This window comes from Spirillospora sp. NPDC052269 (genome assembly GCF_040679435.1).
Classification (GTDB): domain Bacteria; phylum Actinomycetota; class Actinomycetes; order Streptosporangiales; family Streptosporangiaceae; genus Spirillospora.
The window spans coordinates 1-18,798 of the sequence record NZ_JBFAUU010000037.1 but is presented as its reverse complement, the minus strand read 5'-3'; the positions used below and the strand labels follow the sequence as shown (position 1 = coordinate 18,798).

Annotated in this window: 15 protein-coding genes; 9 read left to right on the top strand and 6 right to left on the bottom strand. The window is 70.7% G+C overall.

The window, feature by feature from the left end:
- Window positions 1–21: 21 nt before the first annotated feature.
- Together AB0L06_RS43020 and AB0L06_RS43015 are read left to right on the top strand one after the other, a co-directional pair.
- A complete protein-coding gene (locus AB0L06_RS43020) occupies window positions 22–975 on the top strand; it encodes an ABC transporter ATP-binding protein (protein ID WP_500237515.1) in 954 nt (317 codons plus the stop codon).
- Window positions 972–1,799 (top strand): ABC transporter permease, encoded by an 828-nt coding sequence (locus tag AB0L06_RS43015; protein WP_500237513.1) that lies wholly within the window; start codon window positions 972–974, stop codon window positions 1,797–1,799. The genes AB0L06_RS43020 and AB0L06_RS43015 overlap by 4 nt, the downstream gene beginning before the upstream one ends.
- 109 nt (window positions 1,800–1,908) lie before the next feature.
- Here the strand turns inward: AB0L06_RS43015 and AB0L06_RS43010 are convergent, their stop codons facing one another.
- On the bottom strand, window positions 1,909–2,388 hold the full coding sequence (locus tag AB0L06_RS43010; protein ID WP_500237512.1) for a hypothetical protein: 480 nt from the start codon (window positions 2,386–2,388) through the stop codon (window positions 1,909–1,911).
- Window positions 2,389–3,135: 747 nt separating this feature from the next.
- Between AB0L06_RS43010 and AB0L06_RS43005 the strand changes: the two genes are divergently transcribed.
- The 5 genes from AB0L06_RS43005 (at window position 3,136) to AB0L06_RS42985 (ending at window position 9,846) form a co-directional block, all read left to right on the top strand.
- Window positions 3,136–4,011 carry a prephenate dehydrogenase gene (locus AB0L06_RS43005; protein ID WP_500237511.1) on the top strand — a complete coding sequence of 292 codons (876 nt, stop codon included), beginning with the start codon at window positions 3,136–3,138 and terminating at the stop codon, window positions 4,009–4,011.
- Between the two features lie 297 nt (window positions 4,012–4,308).
- On the top strand, window positions 4,309–7,305 hold the full coding sequence (locus tag AB0L06_RS43000) for a helix-turn-helix transcriptional regulator (RefSeq protein ID WP_500237510.1): 2,997 nt from the start codon (window positions 4,309–4,311) through the stop codon (window positions 7,303–7,305).
- Window positions 7,296–8,354: a 3-deoxy-7-phosphoheptulonate synthase gene (aroF, locus tag AB0L06_RS42995; protein ID WP_500237509.1), complete on the top strand. Its 1,059-nt coding sequence runs from the start codon at window positions 7,296–7,298 to the stop codon at window positions 8,352–8,354. The genes AB0L06_RS43000 and aroF overlap by 10 nt, the downstream gene beginning before the upstream one ends.
- A 233-nt stretch (window positions 8,355–8,587) precedes the next feature.
- Window positions 8,588–9,583, top strand: a complete 996-nt coding sequence (locus AB0L06_RS42990) for a ParB/RepB/Spo0J family partition protein (protein ID WP_500237508.1) — start codon at window positions 8,588–8,590, stop codon at window positions 9,581–9,583.
- A gap of 38 nt (window positions 9,584–9,621) precedes the next feature.
- Window positions 9,622–9,846, top strand: a complete 225-nt coding sequence (locus tag AB0L06_RS42985; protein WP_500237507.1) for an MbtH family protein — start codon at window positions 9,622–9,624, stop codon at window positions 9,844–9,846.
- A gap of 247 nt (window positions 9,847–10,093) precedes the next feature.
- Here the strand turns inward: AB0L06_RS42985 and hppD are convergent, their stop codons facing one another.
- The 3 genes from hppD to AB0L06_RS42970 all read right to left on the bottom strand — a co-directional run bounded on the left by hppD (window position 10,094) and on the right by AB0L06_RS42970 (window position 12,535).
- Window positions 10,094–11,188 carry a 4-hydroxyphenylpyruvate dioxygenase gene (gene hppD / locus AB0L06_RS42980; RefSeq protein ID WP_500237506.1) on the bottom strand — a complete coding sequence of 365 codons (1,095 nt, stop codon included), beginning with the start codon at window positions 11,186–11,188 and terminating at the stop codon, window positions 10,094–10,096.
- A gap of 210 nt (window positions 11,189–11,398) precedes the next feature.
- Window positions 11,399–11,728: a glycerophosphodiester phosphodiesterase family protein gene (locus AB0L06_RS42975; RefSeq protein ID WP_500237505.1), complete on the bottom strand. Its 330-nt coding sequence runs from the start codon at window positions 11,726–11,728 to the stop codon at window positions 11,399–11,401.
- A gap of 144 nt (window positions 11,729–11,872) precedes the next feature.
- Window positions 11,873–12,535: a transposase family protein gene (locus AB0L06_RS42970; protein ID WP_500237503.1), complete on the bottom strand. Its 663-nt coding sequence runs from the start codon at window positions 12,533–12,535 to the stop codon at window positions 11,873–11,875.
- A gap of 430 nt (window positions 12,536–12,965) precedes the next feature.
- Here AB0L06_RS42970 and AB0L06_RS42965 point away from each other — a divergent pair, with 430 nt between their 5' ends.
- Window positions 12,966–15,110 (top strand): glycoside hydrolase family 15 protein, encoded by a 2,145-nt coding sequence (locus AB0L06_RS42965; protein ID WP_500237501.1) that lies wholly within the window; start codon window positions 12,966–12,968, stop codon window positions 15,108–15,110.
- Window positions 15,111–15,157: 47 nt separating this feature from the next.
- On the opposite strand, the gene AB0L06_RS42960 is transcribed toward AB0L06_RS42965, so the two are convergent.
- Window positions 15,158–16,546, bottom strand: coding sequence for a pyridoxal phosphate-dependent decarboxylase family protein (locus AB0L06_RS42960; protein ID WP_500237500.1), 1,389 nt, complete (start codon window positions 16,544–16,546; stop codon window positions 15,158–15,160).
- Between the two features lie 94 nt (window positions 16,547–16,640).
- Here AB0L06_RS42960 and AB0L06_RS42955 point away from each other — a divergent pair, with 94 nt between their 5' ends.
- Window positions 16,641–17,996, top strand: a complete 1,356-nt coding sequence (locus tag AB0L06_RS42955; RefSeq protein ID WP_500237520.1) for an aminotransferase-like domain-containing protein — start codon at window positions 16,641–16,643, stop codon at window positions 17,994–17,996.
- 159 nt (window positions 17,997–18,155) lie between these two features.
- On the opposite strand, the gene AB0L06_RS42950 is transcribed toward AB0L06_RS42955, so the two are convergent.
- On the bottom strand, window positions 18,156–18,551 hold the full coding sequence (locus AB0L06_RS42950) for an ArsR/SmtB family transcription factor (protein ID WP_500237499.1): 396 nt from the start codon (window positions 18,549–18,551) through the stop codon (window positions 18,156–18,158).
- Window positions 18,552–18,798: the final 247 nt, after the last annotated feature.

Here is an 18,798-nt window from a genome sequence, read left to right as displayed (position 1 = left end):
GAAGGGAAGTTGGTGTTCGGGATGCTGAGCAATCTGGCGATTCACGCGGAGCGCCTGCAGAAGACATATTCCGGTCCGGGCGGCGAGATCCAGGCCGTCCGGAACATCGACCTCAGTGTGAGGAAGGGCGAGTTCTTCGGCCTGCTGGGGCCGAACGGCGCGGGCAAGTCCACCACCATCGGCATGCTGACGACCCTGGTCCGCCCCACGGCCGGCCGGGCGCGGGTGTGCGGGCTGGACGTGAGGACCGACCCGGCGGGGGTCAAACGGCAGATCGGCACGGTGGCGCAGGACAACACCCTCGACATCGAGCTGACCCTCGCCGAGAACCTGGAGTTCCGCGGCCGCTACTTCGGCATGCGCCGCCGGGACGCGCGGCGGCGCGCCGAACGGCTCGCCGAGCACTTCGGCCTGGCCGACCGGAGGGGAGCGCGGCCGTTCGAACTGTCGGGCGGGCAGGTCAAGCGGGCGATGATCGCCCGGGCCCTCATGCACAGGCCCGCCGTCCTGTTCCTCGACGAGCCCACGGCGGGGCTCGACCCGCAGACCCGGATCAACCTGTGGGAGCTCCTGCGGGCGTTGCAGGCCGAGGGCCAGACGGTGCTGCTCACGACCCACTACATGGAGGAGGCCGAGTCGCTCTGCGACCGCCTCGCGGTGATCGACCACGGCCGGGTGCTGGCGTGCGACACCGTGCAGGGCCTTCAGGAGTCCGTCGGTGGCGAGACGGTCATCACCCTCTCCTACCGCGGCGAGCCGTTCGACGTCGACGAGTTGCGCGGCCGCGACGGCGTCGACCGGATCGAGGCCGCGGACGGCCGGGTCCGGGTGTTCGCCCGCGAGCCCGACGGGGTCCTCAGCGAGCTGGTCGCGCTGGCGGCGAAGGCGGGCGTCACCGTCGTGGAGGCCGCTCAGATGCTGCCGAGTCTCGAAACAGTCTTCTTGACCCTGACCGGACGGGAGTACCGCGAATGACCATGGTGATGAACGAGGCGCCGGACACGAGGCCGCGAGCGGTCTGGACCTTCCTGGCGGTCATGGCCAGGGACGTCCGGGTGCTGCGCCGCAACTTCGTGATGAGCGCGGTCCGGATCCTCGTTCAGCCGCTGATGTTCGTCTTCGTCTTCGCCTATGTCATGCCCAAGGTCGGCGGGGGCGCGGTCGGGGCCGGGCCGACCCTCTCCACGGTCATGGTGCCGGGTCTGGTCGGTTCGTCGATGATCCTGCAGGCCATGGCCGCGGTGACGTTCCCGCTCGTGATGGAGCTCTCCGGACCGGGGTCGATCGAGGACCGCGCGCTGGCGCCGCTGTCGGTCCCCCTGCTCGGCCTGCAGAAGATCGTCTCCGCCGCGGTGGAGGGACTGGCGGCCGGGTTGCTGGTCTTCCCCGTCGTGCTGTTCGTGCACGCGAGCGGCCAGGGCCCTTCTGTTCACGTCGGCAACTGGCCCGCGCTGTTCCTCGTCATGGTGACGGGCGCCCTGTTCGCGGCCTCGCTGGGCATGTATCTCGGTACCCGCATCGACCCCCGGCAGTCGCAGGTCCTGTTCACGCTGGTGATGTTCCCCGCGATGATGCTCGGCTGCGTCTACTTTCCGTGGGCCCGGTTGGACGGCGTCCGCTGGCTCCAGGTCGCCGTCCTCGGCAACCCGATGGTCTATCTGAACGAGGGACTGCGGGCCGTCCTCACGCCCCAGGTCGACCACATGCCGCTCTGGGTCGTCCTGACGGCGCTCCTGCTCGCGGCGGCGCTGCTCACCTGGCTGGCCATCCGTTCCTTCGCCCGCCGGGTGACGCAGTGACCGGAGGCTCTCCGGGAAGGAGAAGCCCGGACCGGCTGGATGCCGGTCCGGGCTTCTCGGCCGGGCGGGGGTTCCGGCCGGGCGGGGGCGGTGAGGCGGGGGCTCGGGGTCAGCCCGGTTCCGTCGGCGGCTTGGGCGGCACGGGGCACGCGTCGCCGCTGCACCTGAAGTCGAGCCGCGGCTCTGGAGGCTTGGGCGGCTGTGGCCGTCCGGGCAGGGACGATCCGGCGGGCAGGAGATGACCGCACGCGTCGGCGGCGGACCGGTAGGCCCTGGAGATCGGATCGATCGTCCCCTTGCCGAGGTTCAGCAGGACGCGGCCGTCACCGGTGACGGTGATTCCGGGGAAGTCCGGAACGCCGTGCGAGCGCATGCAGGCGGTGAACCTCTCGGCCCGTGCGGCGTCGCCCGGTGCGGCGTCTCCCCGTGAGGGCGCGCCGGACGGCGTGGCGGGAGCGGCCGCGCCGGGTGAAGGGGCGTCGGTTGAGGAGGCGCTGGCCTCGATCACCCTCGACGGAACCAGGGTCGCGCCGAGGACCGTTGTGGCGACGGCGGCCGTGATCCCCGCCGCGAGGAGTCGAGCCGACATGCTTCCTCCCTGGGTTCTTCCTGCGCACCCAGTCAACCCGGCCGGCGGTTACCGCGGCGGAACGCCGGCTGTTACCGGGCTGTAACCGTGACCGCGAAAGGATGCTCGCGCGTGGCCGTCAAACTGCCCGTCATGGACGCGCCTTGTCCCTTTCGCCGGCCCTATGCAAAATGAATTCGACCGCGAAATTGACAGGAGAAGGTGAACGAAAATGGCCGACGCATTCCCGGCCGCCGGGGACGAACCATTTCGACTGATCGAGCCGCCTCAGGTCCCCGAGCCCCCGCGGCCCCCGCGGCCCCCGGAGCCGCCGCTCCCGCCCGAGCCCCAGGCGCCGCCGGCGCCACGGCCGGCCAGGCCGGAGAACGCCACCGAGGAACCACCGCCCTTCGCCCCGCCCGCCCCGCCGCCGCCCCCGGGAATCCGGCGGACCTGAGACACGACCATGGCGGCGCACGCTGTCACGGGCGCGATCCAGGACGTGGCGAACTCGCCCGGGGCGATCCCCCGATCCCCCTGTTCCGCGGTGTCGGCCCGCATGGCCCGCCAGATGGCGCACGTGAGGATCGACCGTCGACGCGGCGATGCCCGGCACGTTCGCACGCACGGAGTCGACCGCCCCGCGGTCGGGCGACGCGCAGTCGGCCGAACGGCGCGCGTGGACGGCGGGAGGCCCGCCGCGCCAGGCGCCCGCGATCGTTCGGCATGGGACACGGGGGAAGGGGCGGATCGGTGGAGACGGCGGATATGCCACGACGAGTCGTGGTGGTGGGAACGGGGCTGATCGGGACCTCGATCGCGCTGGCGATGACCAGGCGCGGCGCGGCGGTCCGGCTCGCCGACCGCGATCCGGCGGCGGTGCGGATGGCGGCCGGGCTGGGAGCGGGAGAGCCGCTGCCCGCGGGCCCGCTTGCCGAGCCCGCCGACCTGGCCGTGCTGGCGGTGCCGCCGGCCGCCGTTCCGGAGGCCCTGTCCGACGCGCAGAAGCGCGGGCTCGCCCGCGTCTGCACCGATGTGGCGAGTGTCAAGGGGATACCGCTGGCGGAGGCGGCCGAACGGGGATGTGACATGTCGGTCTTCGTTCCCGGGCATCCGATGGCGGGACGTGAGCGGTCCGGCCCGGGCGCCGCCCGCGCCGACCTGTTCGCCGGTCGTCCGTGGGCGCTGTGTCCCGGCCCCGAGACCGCCCCGGACGCGGTGGCGGTGGTGACGGGGCTGGTCCGGGCCTGCGGCGCGGAGCCCGTCACTCTCGACGCCGCGGCGCACGACCGCGCGGTGGCCCTGGTCTCGCACGCGCCGCACGTGGTGTCGGTGGCGATGGCCGCACGGCTGGAGGCCGCCGCCGAGCAGGACCTCGGCCTGGCCGGCCAGGGGGTCTACGACGTGACCCGCAAGGCGGCCGGCGACCCCCGGCTGTGGACGGGCATCCTGCTGGCCAACGCCGAGCCGGTCGCCGCGGTGCTGGAGGACCTGGCGAACGACCTGGCGCGGGTGGTGGACGCGTTGCGCGACTCCGGCGCCGCGAAGGACGCGATCGCCGCGGAGCGCGTCGCCGGACTGCTCCGGAGAGGCCGCGCAGGCAGGGCCAGGATCAGGCCGCCGAACGGCTCGCCAACGAATTGAAGGTATGTGGACGGCGGACGGCGACCGCGGGGGAGGACGTTCGGCGGTCGCCGCCCGGACTGAACGCCGGGCGGCGAACAAAGGATTCTTCGATGGTTCTTCCCGGCCTGCCTGAAAACAAATACGGCGACAGATGGCGCAATCTGGTCACCGTGCAGGTGGCCGCGTTATTTGTGACACTGTGTTGCAATATCGCGCGGTGTGTCATGATGGCTTCTATTTGTTCGTGGCAGAGTTGGAACGGAAGGCGGTGGCCGAACTCGGAGCAATAACGGGAGCGGGGTGCATTCAAAAGCCATGAAGCTGGTGGAGCGCCGCAAAGAATTCTCTGGCCTGAGTGCCATGCTGGATTCGTGCGCCGCCGGGCAGAGCGGGGTGGCACTGGTCAGCGGGCCGATCGCCAGCGGCAAGACGGTCCTGCTGCGCGCCTTCGGCGACAGCGTCGCCGAGTCCGGCGCCCTGTTCCTCTCGGCCACGGGGTCCAGCGCCGAGCGGGGACTGCCGTTCGGCGTGATGGGACAGTTGCTGCTCGGTGCGGACCTGCCCCCGGCCGAGCGCGACCTCGCGATGAGGCTGCTGGATTCGCCGGAGGCCGCGAAGGTCATCCCCAAGCTCTGCGGGATTCTGCTCGACCAGGCCAGGGAGCGTCCGGTCGTGCTGAGCGTCGACGACGTCGGGCACGCGGACGTCCTCTCCCGGGAGGCCCTGCTCTCTCTGGCGCGGCGCCTGGGGCCGCGCCGCCTGCTGCTGGTTCTCGGTGACGGGAGCAGTCTGCTGGCCGACGATCCGCTCTTCCGGATCGAGCTTCTCCGTCAGCAACGCTGCCGACACATCCGGCTCGCGCCGCTCTCACCGCAGGGTGTGGCCGAGCTGCTCGCCGACGCGCTGGGCGCCGAGGTGGCGCGCCTGCACGCGCTGGACTTCCACCGCCTCAGCGGAGGGAATCCGCTGCTCCTGCGGGCGCTGATCGAGGACCACACCGGGGCCGCGTTCCACGCCGGGGAGCATGAGGAGGTCACCCAGAGGAGCGGTCCAACGGAGCGGGAATCGGGACCGTCCGAGCACGCGGAGCGGTTCGTGGTGCCAGGCGCGGCGTTCGCCCGGGCGGTCACCTCATGCCTCTATCGAGGGGATCCTCCGCTGCGGCGGATGGCCCAGGCAGCGGCCGTACTCGGGCGGCGGGGTTCGCCCGAAGCGCTCGCGGAGGTCCTGCGCGTCTCACTCGAGCTCGCCGAACGCGGTCTGGGCTCGCTGACCGAGATCGGGCTCATGGACGACAGCGGGTTCCGTCACGAGCTGGGACGGCTCACGGTGCTGAAGGGCCTGGTCCCGCCGCGGCGGGCCCGGCTCGAGGCGCGGGTGGCGAAGGTGCTGCACGACCGGGGCGAGCCCGCGACCGTGGTGGCCCGCCACCTCACGGCCGCCGAGCCGATCGAGGCTCCGTGGCCGCTGCTGACGCTGCTGGAGGCGGCGGACCGGTACCTGGCGGCCGGCGAGGCCGAGCCCGCCGTCCACTGCCTGCGCTCCGCCCGGGAGCTCTGCCCCGACGAACGGCAGGACCTGGCGATCCGCATGAGGCTCGTCCGCTCCGAATGGCGCCTCAATCCGGCCGGGGCGGCCTGGCACCTGCCCGAACTCACCGCGGCCGCGCTCTCCGGCCGGCTGGACGGTCCGGACGCCAGGAGCCTGATCGGATACCTGCTCTGGGCCGGACGGGTCGACGACGCCCGGCAGGTCCTCGACGTCGTCGAAGCACGGCCGGGACAGACGGCGCCCGGAGATCTGGAGTTCGTCCGGGTCCTGATGAGTCGGGGCTATCCGGGCCTGCCCGGAGCGGTTCGCGACGGCGGTCCCCAGATCCCGGTGAACACGCTGGCCCCGGCGCTGGACCCCAACCACCGCGCCGCGGCGCTGCTGAGCGCGGTGCTCGGGCGCAACACCGGCGGCGACGCGATGATCCGGGCGGAGCAGATCCTGCAGGGCACGCGCGTGAGCGACGGCAGCCTCACGGCGGCGCTCGCGGCGCTGTTCTCGCTCCTCCTCACCGACAACCACGCCAAGGCGGGGTTCTGGTGCGACGTCCTCGTGACCGAGGCCGCCGATCGGCGGGCGCCCACATGGCAGGCGCTTTTCGCCGCGGCGCGCGCGCTCATCGACCTCAGGCTGGGCAGGCTCGGCGCGGCGGAACGGGCCGCCGGTACCGCTCTCGAGGTCCTGAGCCCGGAGGGGTGGGGGCCGGCCGTCGCGCTCCCTCTGGGCGCCATGGTCTACACGCTCACGGCGAGGAACGATTTCCAGGAGGCCGGCGCCTACTTGAGTGTTCCGGTACCGGAGGCGGCCTTCCAGAGCCCCGCCGGTGCGTTCTATCTGTGGGCTCGAGGGCACTACTACCTCGCCGCCGGGCGACCGTATGCGGCACTGGACGACTTTCACGCGTGCGGCGACCTTCTGGGCGGGTGGGATATGGACGTGCCGGCGCTGATCGCGTGGCGGGTCGACGCCGCCCGCGCCTTCCTCGCCCTCGGCAAGGTCGAACAGGCGCGGGCCTGCGTCGACGAGCAACTGGTCACCCTGGGCGCCGGTGACGCGTGGACACGCGGGGCCGCTCTTCGGCTGCGCGCCGCGACCATGCCGCCCGAACACCGGATCGGCGCGCTCGACCAGGCCGTCGAGGTCCTGGCCGCGCAGGGCGGTCACCGTCTCGAACTCGCCCGCGCGTTGGAGGACCTGGCCGAGGCCCACCGCGTGGTGGGCGGAACCGCCAGGGCGGAGGTCCTGGCCGCCGAGGCGCGACGGCTGGTGGCGGAGAGCGGGGCGTGGGGTCCCGCGCGGGACCCGGGAGAGCGGGACGCGCCGCCGGACGGTCGCTCGCCCCGGCCGGCGCCGTCGCCGGGCACCACCGAACTCGAACGCCGTGCCGAGGCGCAACCCGGCGATCTCAGCGACGCCGAACTGCGGGTGGCGCGGCTCGCGGTGCGGGGCCACACCAACCGGCAGATCGCCGGCCGGCTGTGCATCACCGTCTCCACGGTCGAACAGCACCTCACCCGCGTGTACCGCAAACTCGACATCAAATGCCGCGCGGACCTGGCGGCCAAGTTCGAGAACCGGGAGGCGCCGGCCGGAGCGCCCCCCGGCATCCCCGACGGCGCGCGCCCATTCTCACCTGACGGCCCCGCTCTCATTGCCAATGGACATTCATTTCAGCGGCCGGCCGCCGTCATAGCATGTGAGGGAAACGTTTCGACCCCCGTTCTGGAGAAAATGAAAGAGGAGCGTCTTTCATGGTCGTGATCATGGCCCCGGAGGTCAGCGAGGAAGATGTGGACGCGATCGTCGGCCTGGTGCGCTCGGCGGGCGGCGACGCCTTCGTCAGCCGCGGCGTCTCCCGCACCATCGTGGGCCTGGTCGGGGACAACGCGGCGTTGGGCACGCTCAACCTGCGCGGCCTCCGCGGCGTCCTCGACGTCGTCGCGATCTCGGTCCCGTACAAGCTGGTCAGCCGTGAGAACCACGCGGACCGGTCGGTGGTCCGGGTGGGCGGCGTCCCGATCGGCCCCGACACCCTCACCGTGATCGCGGGCCCGTGCGCCGTGGAGACGCCGGAGCAGACGCTCGAGGCCGCCCGCCTGGCCAGGGCGGCGGGCGCCTCGCTGCTGCGCGGCGGGGCCTTCAAGCCGCGTACCTCCCCGTACGCCTTCCAGGGGCTCGGTGAGGCGGGGCTGCGCATCCTCGCCGACGTCCGCGGCGAGACCGGCCTACCCGTGGTGACCGAGGTGGTCGAACCCGGGGCGGTCGAGTTGGTCGCCGCGTACGCCGACATGCTCCAGATCGGCGCGCGCAACATGCAGAACTTCGCGCTGCTGCAGGCCGTGGGAGAGGCCGGCAGACCGGTGCTGCTCAAGCGCGGCTTCGGTGCGACGATCGACGAGTGGCTGATGGCCGCCGAGTACGTCGCGCTGCGCGGCAACCTCGACATCGTGCTGTGCGAACGCGGCATCCGCACCTTCGAGACCAGTACCCGCAACACCCTCGACATCGCCGCGGTGCCGACGGCCCAGCGGCTCTCCCACCTGCCGGTGGTCGTGGACCCGTCCCACTCGGGCGGGCGGCGCGAACTGGTCGCGCCGCTGACCCGGGCCGCCATCGCGGTCGGCGCCGACGGCGTCATCATCGACGTCCACCCCGACCCGAAGACGGCGCTGTGCGACGGCGCGCAGGCCCTGACCGGCCCCGACATCCCGGAGGTGGCCAACATCGCCGCCGTCATGGCGCCCCTGATGGGCCGCTCGCTCACCCGGCCGATGTCCCCAGCGGACGACCCGCTGGTCCCGGTCGGCTGACGCCCTGGCGCCGAAAGCTCCCGACGACACGTTGTCGGGAGCTTTCCCTTGTTCTCCACCCCCCGGGAAAGCGAACCTTTCTGCTGAATGTGAATTGTATGGCTAGGGGTGTGATCGGGGTGGCGAACAGGGGTGGTTCGGGGGTGCTTAGGGGTGCCCTTCAAAAGTGCCGACTGTTAACGTCCGATTGTTGCCTGGGGTTTCGAACATTGAAATTAAGGGGAGTGATCTCCGTGGAGCCCGAACCGGCGCACATCGATCACGAGCAGGTCGTCCAGGTCGAGATCGCCGCCCTGACAGCGGCCGGCTCGCCGCGCACCTCCGGTGAGGATCCCGAGCACGTGGAAGCCCTCGCCGGCGCTCAGGTCCCGCTTCCGCCCATCATCGTCCACCAACCGTCGATGCGGGTGATCGACGGACTGCACCGGCTGAGGGCCGCGCAACTGCGCGGCCACACCACGATCGAGGCCGTCTTCTTCGACGGGGAGGAACGCGACGCCTTCGTCCTGGCCGTCGAGGCGAACACCACGCACGGCCTGCCGCTCTCCATGGCCGACCGTAAACGCGCGGCCGGCCGCATCTTCACGACCCACCCCGACTGGTCCGACCGCATGGTCGCGTCGGTCGTCGGCGTCGCGCCCGGGACCGTCGCCGAGGTGCGGCGGCAGATCCGCGACGGCGCGGCCCCGGACGCGGCCAGGACGGGCCAGGACGGCCGCGTCCGTCCGATCAACGCCGCCGAGGGCCGCAGCCGGGCGGGGCGGATCATCGCCGCCGACCCCTCACTGTCGCTGCGGCAGATCGCGCGCGCCGCCGGGATCTCCCCGGAGACCGCGCGCGACGTGCGCAACCGCCTGATGCGCGGCGAGGATCCCGTGCTCCAACCGCGTGGAGAGCGGCACCGCGGTTCTCCGGCGGTACCGGCTCTCCGGCACGCCTTTGGTCCCGGCGTCACGACCCGTGGACGGGCCGCGGCCAGGGACCGCGTCACCGTCATCGAACGCCTCAGGACCGACCCGGCGCTGCGCTTCAGCAGCAGCGGCCGGACCCTGCTCCGCCTCCTCACCCTGCACACCCTCAGCCCCGAGAACTGGGACAAGATCATCGAGGACGTCCCGTCGCACTGCAGCGGCCTGGTCGCCGAGCTCGCCGGCGAATGCGCGGGCCTGTGGGCGGAGTTCGCCGACCGCGTGGAACGCAAGGTCGCGAACGTCGCCGAGGTCGTCTGAACCCCCGGACCCCGCTCTATCCGAAACGGAGACGAGCCATGACCAACCCGTTCGATGACGAGGACGGCACGTTCCTCGTCCTGGTGGACGACGAGGGCCGGCACTCGCTGTGGCCCGCCTTCGCCGACGTGCCGAACGACTGGACCGCGGTCCACGGCGAGGACACCCGGCAGGCGTGCCTCGCGTTCGTCGACGAACACTGGACCGACATGCGCCCCAAGAGCCTCATCGCCGAGATGAGCGACCGAGAACCGACCCGGTAGCCGGACGCAGACGAGAACAGGAACGGCCCCGGATCCGTGCGGGACGGATCCGGGGCCGTTCCGGGTGTCGGGAACACCTGGTCCAGCGCGGCCATTCGGCCTCAGCGTGCGTTCCCCACCCGTGCCGCCCGCGGCCGAGGTCCCACACGTCCTTGGGCAGGACCTCGGCCGCGGCCGCCTCGACGTCCTCCAGGGACGCGAGCGCATCGGGGCATCCGCCGCCGGGGAAAGACCCGGCCGGGTCGAGTCATCCCACGGCGCCACGCTGCCCTGTCCGCTCGAGCTCGACGGCCTCGTACAGCGCCTTGATGTTCGCGCTGCCGAAGGTCCGCGCGCCCTGGCGCTCGATGACCTCGAAGAACAGCGTCCGTCGCGGATGGGTGGAGGCGGTGAAGATCTGGAACAGCTGCCCCGCGTGGTCCTCGTCGGCGAGCAGGTTGGTGGCGCGCAACTGGTCGAGCGTGTGCGTACCGATCTCGATCCGCTCTGCGAGCAGGTCGTAGTAGGCGGCCGGCGTGGTGAGGAAGTCGACGCCGCGACCGCCCAGGATGCGGACCGAGCGGACCGCGTCCGGCGTGGAGAACGCGATGTGCTGGACCCCGGGCCCGTGGTGGCTCTTGAGGAAGTCGTCGATCTGGCCGGGATGGGCGTCGGGGTCCGGCTCGATCAGCGTGAGCGTCACGGCGCCGCTCCCGCTCTGCACGACCTTCGACTCCATCGCCTGCGCGCCGACGACGATGCGCTCCTGGAAGATCTCCCGGAAGCCGAGGACCCGGCGGTAGAACTCGGCCGTGCACGCGAGGTCGCCCGCGTTGAGGCACACCGCGAAGTGGTCGATGTCGCCCAGGCCGACGTCGGTGGCCCGTTCGTTCCGGGCCTTCAGCACCGGCAGGAAGCCGACGGGCAGTCCCGGGAGCTCGCCGTCGGCGCGCTGGACGAGCGTGTGCGCGATGTCCCCGAAGCCGCCGATCGTGGCGGTGACCGCAGGGCCGCCGCCCGCGTGCCTGGTCGGCTCGCGGAGCGCGGGCGCACCGGCCGCGACGGCGGCGTTGAAGACCGCTTCGACGTCGGCGGTGCGCAACGCGATGTTGGCGACGCCGTCACCGTGGGACATGACGTAGGTGGAGGCGGGGTGCTGATCGGAGGTCGCCGTGGTGAGCACGAGCGTGATCCGGCCGTGCCGCAGGGCCACGCTGCGATGGTCGGCCGACCCGCCGGTGCCGACCACCGCGAAGGCGTACCTGTCGACCCAGGAGAAGGCGGCCTCCTCCAGGTTCTCGACGTACATCTCGACGTAGTCGATGGAGAGGTCGCCGGATGATGGCGCGGGCGCGTGATTCATGAGAATCGCTCCAGAAATGTGGCTGCGGAATCAGGGCGCACGAGGTATCCCGATCTGGCGTGAACCGAAACGGGAACCCGCTACGGGATTGCCTCTACCGTTTGGCCTGCGGGGGCGAGGAGATTTATCCAGAGGCTACGCGTGAGCCGCCGCGCAGCACATCATCGTCCAATGGACGCCTCTGGGCGGTGCCATGAGCGTGCTTGACACTCATTTCGTGAGCATCGTGCGATCAGGACTCGAGATTGCACGCGACCGCCGGACGGCACCCCGAGTTCCACGACCCGGCCCATGCCATATTCCGGCGCCGCCGTCCTTGAGGATCCGGATGTCGAATTCCAGCAGCTTGGCGTGCGGGTCGGCGATCCCCGCCTCGAACGCCGCCGCGGTGTTCTCCGGCGCCAGGTAGGTCCCACTCCCTCGGTGTGCGATGAAGAAGTGGTGCGGCAGAGGCGGAGCCGGCGACGCTGAACGAGCGTTGCTGTGGCCATTCGAGATCAGATGTTCGCCAACGAACATCGCGGTGACCAACAATGCCACGCCGCCAGCGGCACCCGATCAATTGAGGTCTCCTTGCAGTGAACAGGGGACGCTCGAATTGCCTTCGGGGTGTTATCGACTGGTCTCTCTTGGTAATGCCGGCAGCCCGCATGTGCCTGTGACATGTAGCGTTAGGTGACTGGGTCAAATTGATCTGTTACTGCGTTCGCCGGGTCGGTGGGCCCTGCACTTCCAGATGAATCCGCGCGTGGTGTTCCGCGCGGAGGCGGTGTGGCCGCTACCGGTGAAGCGGACGACCACCGCCAGGTTGAGGTGAGGAACCGTGCCAGGTCGATCCTTCCTTGGCCCGCTCTGGGAGCGCTCGTCCGTGACGCGGCGGGGAGACGCGGTGCGGAGCGAGGGGCGGTGCGGTGGAGTGGTCCCGTCGTCGGCGACGCGCTGGTGCGGGCGGCGAGGGCGGCAATCGCGATCAACAAGGGTCCCGCCCAGAGGCCCGCACCTTGACCAGTGCGGCCGATGCGATGGGATACGCCTTGAATGGAGCCACAGTGAGCCTTTTTCAGTGAGTTTGGGTTTCGCGGGTGTGTAGGACGTGGATGGCTTTGGCGAGGTGGCCGACGCGGTGTGGGCAGCAGCGGAGCTTGTGGAGGTGGAGACTCCGAATCCGGCGCCGAGCTCGGCGAACGTCTCGCCTATGCGCAGGTAGACCGGCGCCATCAACGCCTGTGTGCCTGGGCTGAGCACTCGCCCTCTGCTGCCGATCTTGGTGCGGTGCCGTCGGACCACCCCGGTCGCGTAGTTCAGGGTCTGACGCGACAACGGCAGCGAAGAACGATAGAAAAGCATGTGAAGCCTCTGGTGGGGACGGTCGGTTGTGAGAGATCACTGGTCCTACCAGGGGCTTTGCTGCGTTCCTGGCCCGCCGCGCCGTCCGCGATCATGCCGTGACCAGCAGCCCTCCAGACACCGCTGAAAAAGGCTCAGTGGTGCTGATCTACAGAAAGGAGGAGGGGTGGGTCTCTCAGCAGAATCTCTAGGCAGAATGAATGGTCATTTGCTTGCTTGGGATGGAATTCGATTTCGCCGCTCATCCGCAAGAACAGGGATCGGGTCCCGTGGCCTCTGGTGTGGTGAGGTGTCGTATCTTGTCGGCGCCTCCAGGGGCGTTTAGGTTTGGGTGGACGGTCTCTCTCGCTATGCGTTAAGGGGCGTTGCCATGGGCTGGTGCGCGCGGCTTGGTCGGCTTGGTGCGGCGTTGTTGCTGGGAGCGGCGGCGGTGGGGTCGGGTACGGCGTATGCCGCCGGTGATGCACCCGGTGCGCCGGGCGGTGGTTCGTCCTGGACGACTGGGGACAAGGTGGCGCTCGGCACCGCCACCAACGCGGCGTCCAAGGTTTGGTTCACCGTGGCCAAGGGCGTCACCTCCGAGGTCTTCTACCCGCGGACCGACGTGTCCGACGTGCAGGATCTGCAGTACGTGGTGACCGATGGTTCGAGTTTCGCCGACCTCGAACGGGACGCGACGACGCACACGGTGTCCATGCCGGACGAGAAGTCCCCGGAGTACACCGTGACCAACACTGCGACGAGCGGCCGATACCGGCTGACCGAGACGTACGTGACCGACCCGTCCCGTTCGACCTTGATGGTCAAGACGCGTTTCCAGTCGCTGGACGGCGGGTCGTACCAGCTCTATGCGTTGTTCAATCCGTCGCTGGCCGGAAGCGGTGGCAACGACACCGGCGCATGGGACGCCTCGAACGGCGTGCTGGTCGCCTCCGACGGGCAGGCGGTGTTCGGGTCGACGGTGGCCTCGGCACTGAAGTCCTCGGCGGGCTTCACCACGCACACCAGCGGCTACAGCGCGACGTCCAGCGACGCCCTCACCGACCTGCGCGCCAACAAGCACCTGACCGGGCAATACGACACCGCGAACAGCGCCGGCAACATCGTGCAGGCCGGTCAGGTTCCGGTCGGCGCGGACACGACGTTCACGCTCGCGCTGGGCTTCGGCGCTGACCGCGCGACGGCGGCGTCGACGGCCAATGCGTCGCTGTCGTCGGGTTTTGCTGCTGCCGAGTCGTCATATGGGTCCGGCTGGCACAGCTATCTGAGCGGTGAGACCGTGCCCGCCAGCGTGTCCGGTGACACGCTGCTGCGCCGCACGTACCTGGTGGGGTTGATGACGCTGCACGGCCTGGAGGACAAGACCTTCCCGGGCGCGAACGTCGCGTCCCTGGCCACGCCTTGGGGTGACTACGTCGACGGCAGTGCGCTGAACGACGGCTACCACCGGGTGTGGGCCCGCGACCTCTACCAGCAAGCGACGGCTCTTCTCGCTGCGGGCGATACCGGCCAGGCCAAACGCATGGCCCAGTGGCTGTGGAACAACCAGCAGATCACCGCGTGGACGCCGGGTGACGGCGTCACATATGGGCCCGGATCCTTCCCCCGCTACTCACCGGTCGGCGGGGTCAGCGGCGCGACCCCGCAGCAGCTCGGCTGCTGTGAGCAACTCGACGAGGACGCCTTCCCGATCGTCCTGGCGTGGCAGACCGGGCTCACCGACGCCGCCACATGGTCGAAGATCAAGCTGACCGCCGACCACATCGTGAGCTTCGGCCCCGCCACCCCGGGGGAGCGCTGGGAGGAGCAGAGCGGCGTGTCGCCGTCCACCGTCGCGGCCGAGATCGCCGGTCTGGTCTGCGCGGGTGACATCGCCCGCCGCAACGGCGACACCGCGAGCGCCACCACGTATGAGAACACCGCCGACTCGTGGCGGAACTCGCTGGACGGATGGACGTTCACCACCACCGGGTACTTCGGCGACCACTCCTACTACGAGCGGATCGAGCACGACACCAACCCCAACGACACCTACTCCCGCACCTTCGCCGACGGTACCTGGTGGGAGCGGGACATCGTCGACGGCGGCTTCCTGGACCTGGTCCGGCTCGGCGTCCGCCCCGCGTCCTACGGCGACGTGACCGCCTCGCTGCCCGAGCTCGACGCGGTCGACTCGGTCACCGCCCCCAACGGCGACGTGTACTACCACCGGTACAACCACGACTCCTACGGCGAGAGCCAGGACGACGGCACCGGCTGGCCCGCGAACCACGGCCACCCGACCGGCCGGGCATGGTCGCTGCTGTCGGGCGAACGAGGCGAGTACGAACTGGCCGCGGGCCGTCCGGCGACCGCCCAGCTGAAGGCCATGGCCGACAGCGCGAACGACGGCTACCTCATCCCCGAACAGGTGTGGGACCGGACCGACCAGTACGGCTTCACCTTCGGCAAGGCGACGGGCTCGGCCTCACCGCTCGCCTGGGCCGAGGCCCAGTTCGTCCGGCTCGCCCAGTCCATCGACGCCGGACGTCCGGTCGAGCGTCCTTCGGTCGTCACCTCTCGCTACGGGACGTGACCGCGCCGAGCGGCGTCCTGGTCGCCCCCGGGACGCCATCTGGACGGTCACAGATTGTGGAGTGCCGCTTGCAGGGCGGTGGCGACACGGCGGGTGTCGGCTTCGGTGGTGCGCCAGTTGCTGAAGGCGGCCCGTAGTGCAGGCACGCCGTCCAGAACGGTCGGGGTGAGGAAGACCTCGTCGGTGAGCCGGCCGGTGAGTGCGGCCAGGCGTTCGGCGGTGGGGTTCTTCGCGAGGGTGAAGCAGGCGACGTTCAGGTGGACGGGCGCGAGGAGGCGAAGCCCCGGCATGGCGTCGATGGCGTCGCCCAGGGCGCGGGCGCAGGCGATGCAACGTTCGACGATTTCGCGGTGGCCGTCGTGTCCGTAGGCGCGCAGGGTGAACCAGGCGGCGACGGCCCGCAGGCGGTGGGAGTTCTCCGGCGTGAGGTGGGCCGTGTCGGGGGTGTCGCCGAGTGGGCCGAGGTAGGCGGCCGCGTTCTGGAAGACGGTGGTCTGCAGGTCACGTCGGCGGGTGAACTGGACGGCGCTGTCGTACGGCACGTTCAGCCACTTGTGCAGGTCGACACAGACCGAGTCGGCGGCGTCGAGGCCGTCGACGAGGTGCGAGTAGTCCGTGGTCAGGGCCGCGAAGGCGCCGAATGCGGCGTCCACGTGCAGCCAGAAGTCGTAGCGTTCCCGCAAGGCGATGATGGCGCGCAGGTCATCGAAGTCAGCGGTGTTGACGGTGCCGGCGTTGGCGACGACCACGCACGGCCCGTCGGCCTGGTGCTCTCGCAGGGCACGCTCGAGCGCGGCGACATCGACGGCCTCCCGGCCGGGGAGAGTGTCCACCGGGACCAAGGCGGCGCGTCCCACGCCGAGAACCGACAGCGCCTTGGACACGCTCGAATGCGCGGCCCCGGAGAGGACCCGGACCGGGCCGAGGGCGCCCACACCGTCCTCGGCCGGTGAGACGCCCTGGCGTTCGCCGAGCCATTCCCGGGCGGTCGCGAGGCCGACGGTGGTGGACATGGTGGCTCCGCTGACGAACGTTCCGTGATGCCGGCCGGACAGCCCGAAGAAGCCGCGCAGCCAGGCGATCGTCTCGCGCTCCAGGTGCTGGCCCGCTCCGTCCAGGGAGGAGAAGGCGTTCTGGTCCCAGGTCGAGGTCAGCCAGTCGCCGGCCAGCGCCGCCGGGGTCGCGCCGCCTGTGACGAAGCCGAGGTAGCGCGGTCCCGCGCTCGAAGACAGTGCCGGTTCCCAGCGTTCGGCGAACTCGTCCAGTGTCGCCTTCAGGCCCACGCCCCGCGCGAGCATCGGTGTGGGCGGCGGAACGGGCACAGAAGGGACGACGTCCCGCTCGTCCAGGCCGGCAAGGAAGGCGGCGGCGTGCCGTTGCACGTCTCCGAGGAGCTTCGGCAATTCGTCGCGGTCTGCCGCAAGTCGCGGGTCCATGAAGGATGTCTCCATTTCGTCTCGGCTGACCACGACGGTAGGCAGGCGCGGGATCGAAGGCATGGTCCAATCGTGGGAAAGTGGACCAGTGCGGATGGGAGCGGAGCAGCTGGTACGGGCGTTGGGGCCCTGGCGACGGCCCGACGCGACACTGATCGCGGCGCTGGACCAGGCAGTGCGGGACGCGGTGCTCGACGGCCGCATACGCACCGGCAGCGAGCTGCCCGCCGAACGTCGCCTCGCCGCCGCCCTCGGGGTGAGTCGCGGCACGGTGACGGCCGCGTTGGATCGGTTGCGCGACAGCGGATGGGTCGCCACCCGGCACGGAAGCGCCAGCACGGTGCGCCTGCCCCCGGCCGCCGCGGAGCGGATCGCTCCCATCTCGGCGACGGGGGAGAGCGGCGCCGTCACCGATCTGCGCCGGGCCGTGCCCGCCGCGCCGCAGGAGGCCTACCTGGCGGCGGCCCGGCGGGCCCTGGACCGAGCCGCTCCGCTGCTGGCCGAGCATGGCGAACCAGGTCCGGGCCTGCCCGAGCTGCGTGCGTCGATCGCGGGTCGGTACACCCGTGAGGGGCTGGCGACCCGGCCCGAGCAGATCCTCGTCACCAGCGGTGCGCGCGCCGCGCTGACCCTGCTCGCCGTGCACTTCGAACCCCGGGTGGCCGCCGTCGAGAGCCCCACGTACTTCGACGCGCTCCACGTACTGCGCGGATCCGGGACGAGGCTGGCCGGCGTGAGAGTGACCGCCGAGGGCTGGGACCTCGACCAGCTCGAGGCCGCCTTCACCGCCGCCCGGGGACAGCTCGCCTATCTGGTGCCCGACTTCCAGAACCCCACCGGTGCGCTCATGCCGCTGCGAACGCGCCGAGCCGTCGCCGAGCTGGCCGAACGGCACCGGGTGACCGTCATCGCGGACGAGACCATGCGCGACCTCGATCTCCGCGACCGGCCGGAACCCCTGCCCCGGATCCGCGGCGCGGTACTGATCGGCTCGACCAGCAAGGCGATCTGGTCCGGCCTGCGCATCGGCTGGATCCGAGCTGCGACCCCGCTCATCAGGCGCCTTCAGGGCCATCCCCTCGCAGGCCCGCTGTCCGTGCCCCCCGTGCAGCAGCTCATCGCCGTCGAACTCCTGGACGACCTGGAACCGGTGCTCGAGCGACGCCGCGGTGAACTCAGGCGCCGGCGCGACCACCTCAGCGCGTTGCTCGGCAACGACACCCGCTGGGACTTCACGGTTCCACCCGGTGGGCTCGCGTTGTGGCTGCGTCTCGCCGAGGTTTCCGCCGACACGGTGGTCGAGAGAGCCGGACGGAACGGGGTCGAGCTCACCTCCGGCCCGCGCTTCGCGGCCGACGCCACTCTCACCCGCCACCTGCGCGTCCCGTACACCCCACCGTCCAACGTGCTCGACCGGGTCGCCGCGGTCCTCGACGCGGCTGCCTGCTGAGGCCGAGAACGACGGTCGGGTGCCAGGTGCGAGTCGTCGCGCATACCCGTCCGAGGCGGCGGCTCTCGGGTTGATCACCATCGGTGCAGACTCAGCCGTCTGCGTAGGTGCTGGGGGCGGTGCTCTCCTTGGTACCGTCTACGCCCTGACCAGCGGGGACTACCTGAGCCTCCGAGCATCCGGAGCCCCGCCTCGTCCCGCCTGACCGGGCAGGGTGAACAGGCCGGAGAGTCGGGTGAGGCGCTCGGGGACCACTTGGTAGTACACCCAGGTTCCGCGGCGTTCGCCGTTGATCAGCCCGGCCTTGCGGAGGACTTTGAGGTGGTGGGAGATGGTCGGTCCGGTCAGCTCGAAGGGGCCGGTCAGGTCGCACACGCACGCCTCGCCGGACGGGGCGGAGGCGATCATGTTCAGCAGCCGCAGCCGGACGGGGTCCGACAGTGCCTTGAACACCCCGGCCAGTTCGACCGCCTCGTCCCCGCCCAGCGTGGGACCGCTCAGTGGCGAGCAGCACACCGGGGCTGTCACGTCCTCCAGTTCCATCAACTTAGACATACCTCTAATTTGACATCTATCTAGGCAGCAAGGCAAGCTGAGATTGCTTAGAAGAGCGTCTAAACAGTCTGGTCATCGCGGGTCCAGGCACGGCGACCGCGCGCGACGCAGCGAGGAGAACCGATGAGCGAGAAGCTTGACGTCCTGCAGCTCACCGCGGCCGGAGGCGGTTGTTGCGGGGGCGGCGGCGCGGCGCAGCCCGTGGACCTCGGCCGCGCGGTGCCCGAGACCAAGGTCGCCGCAGAGC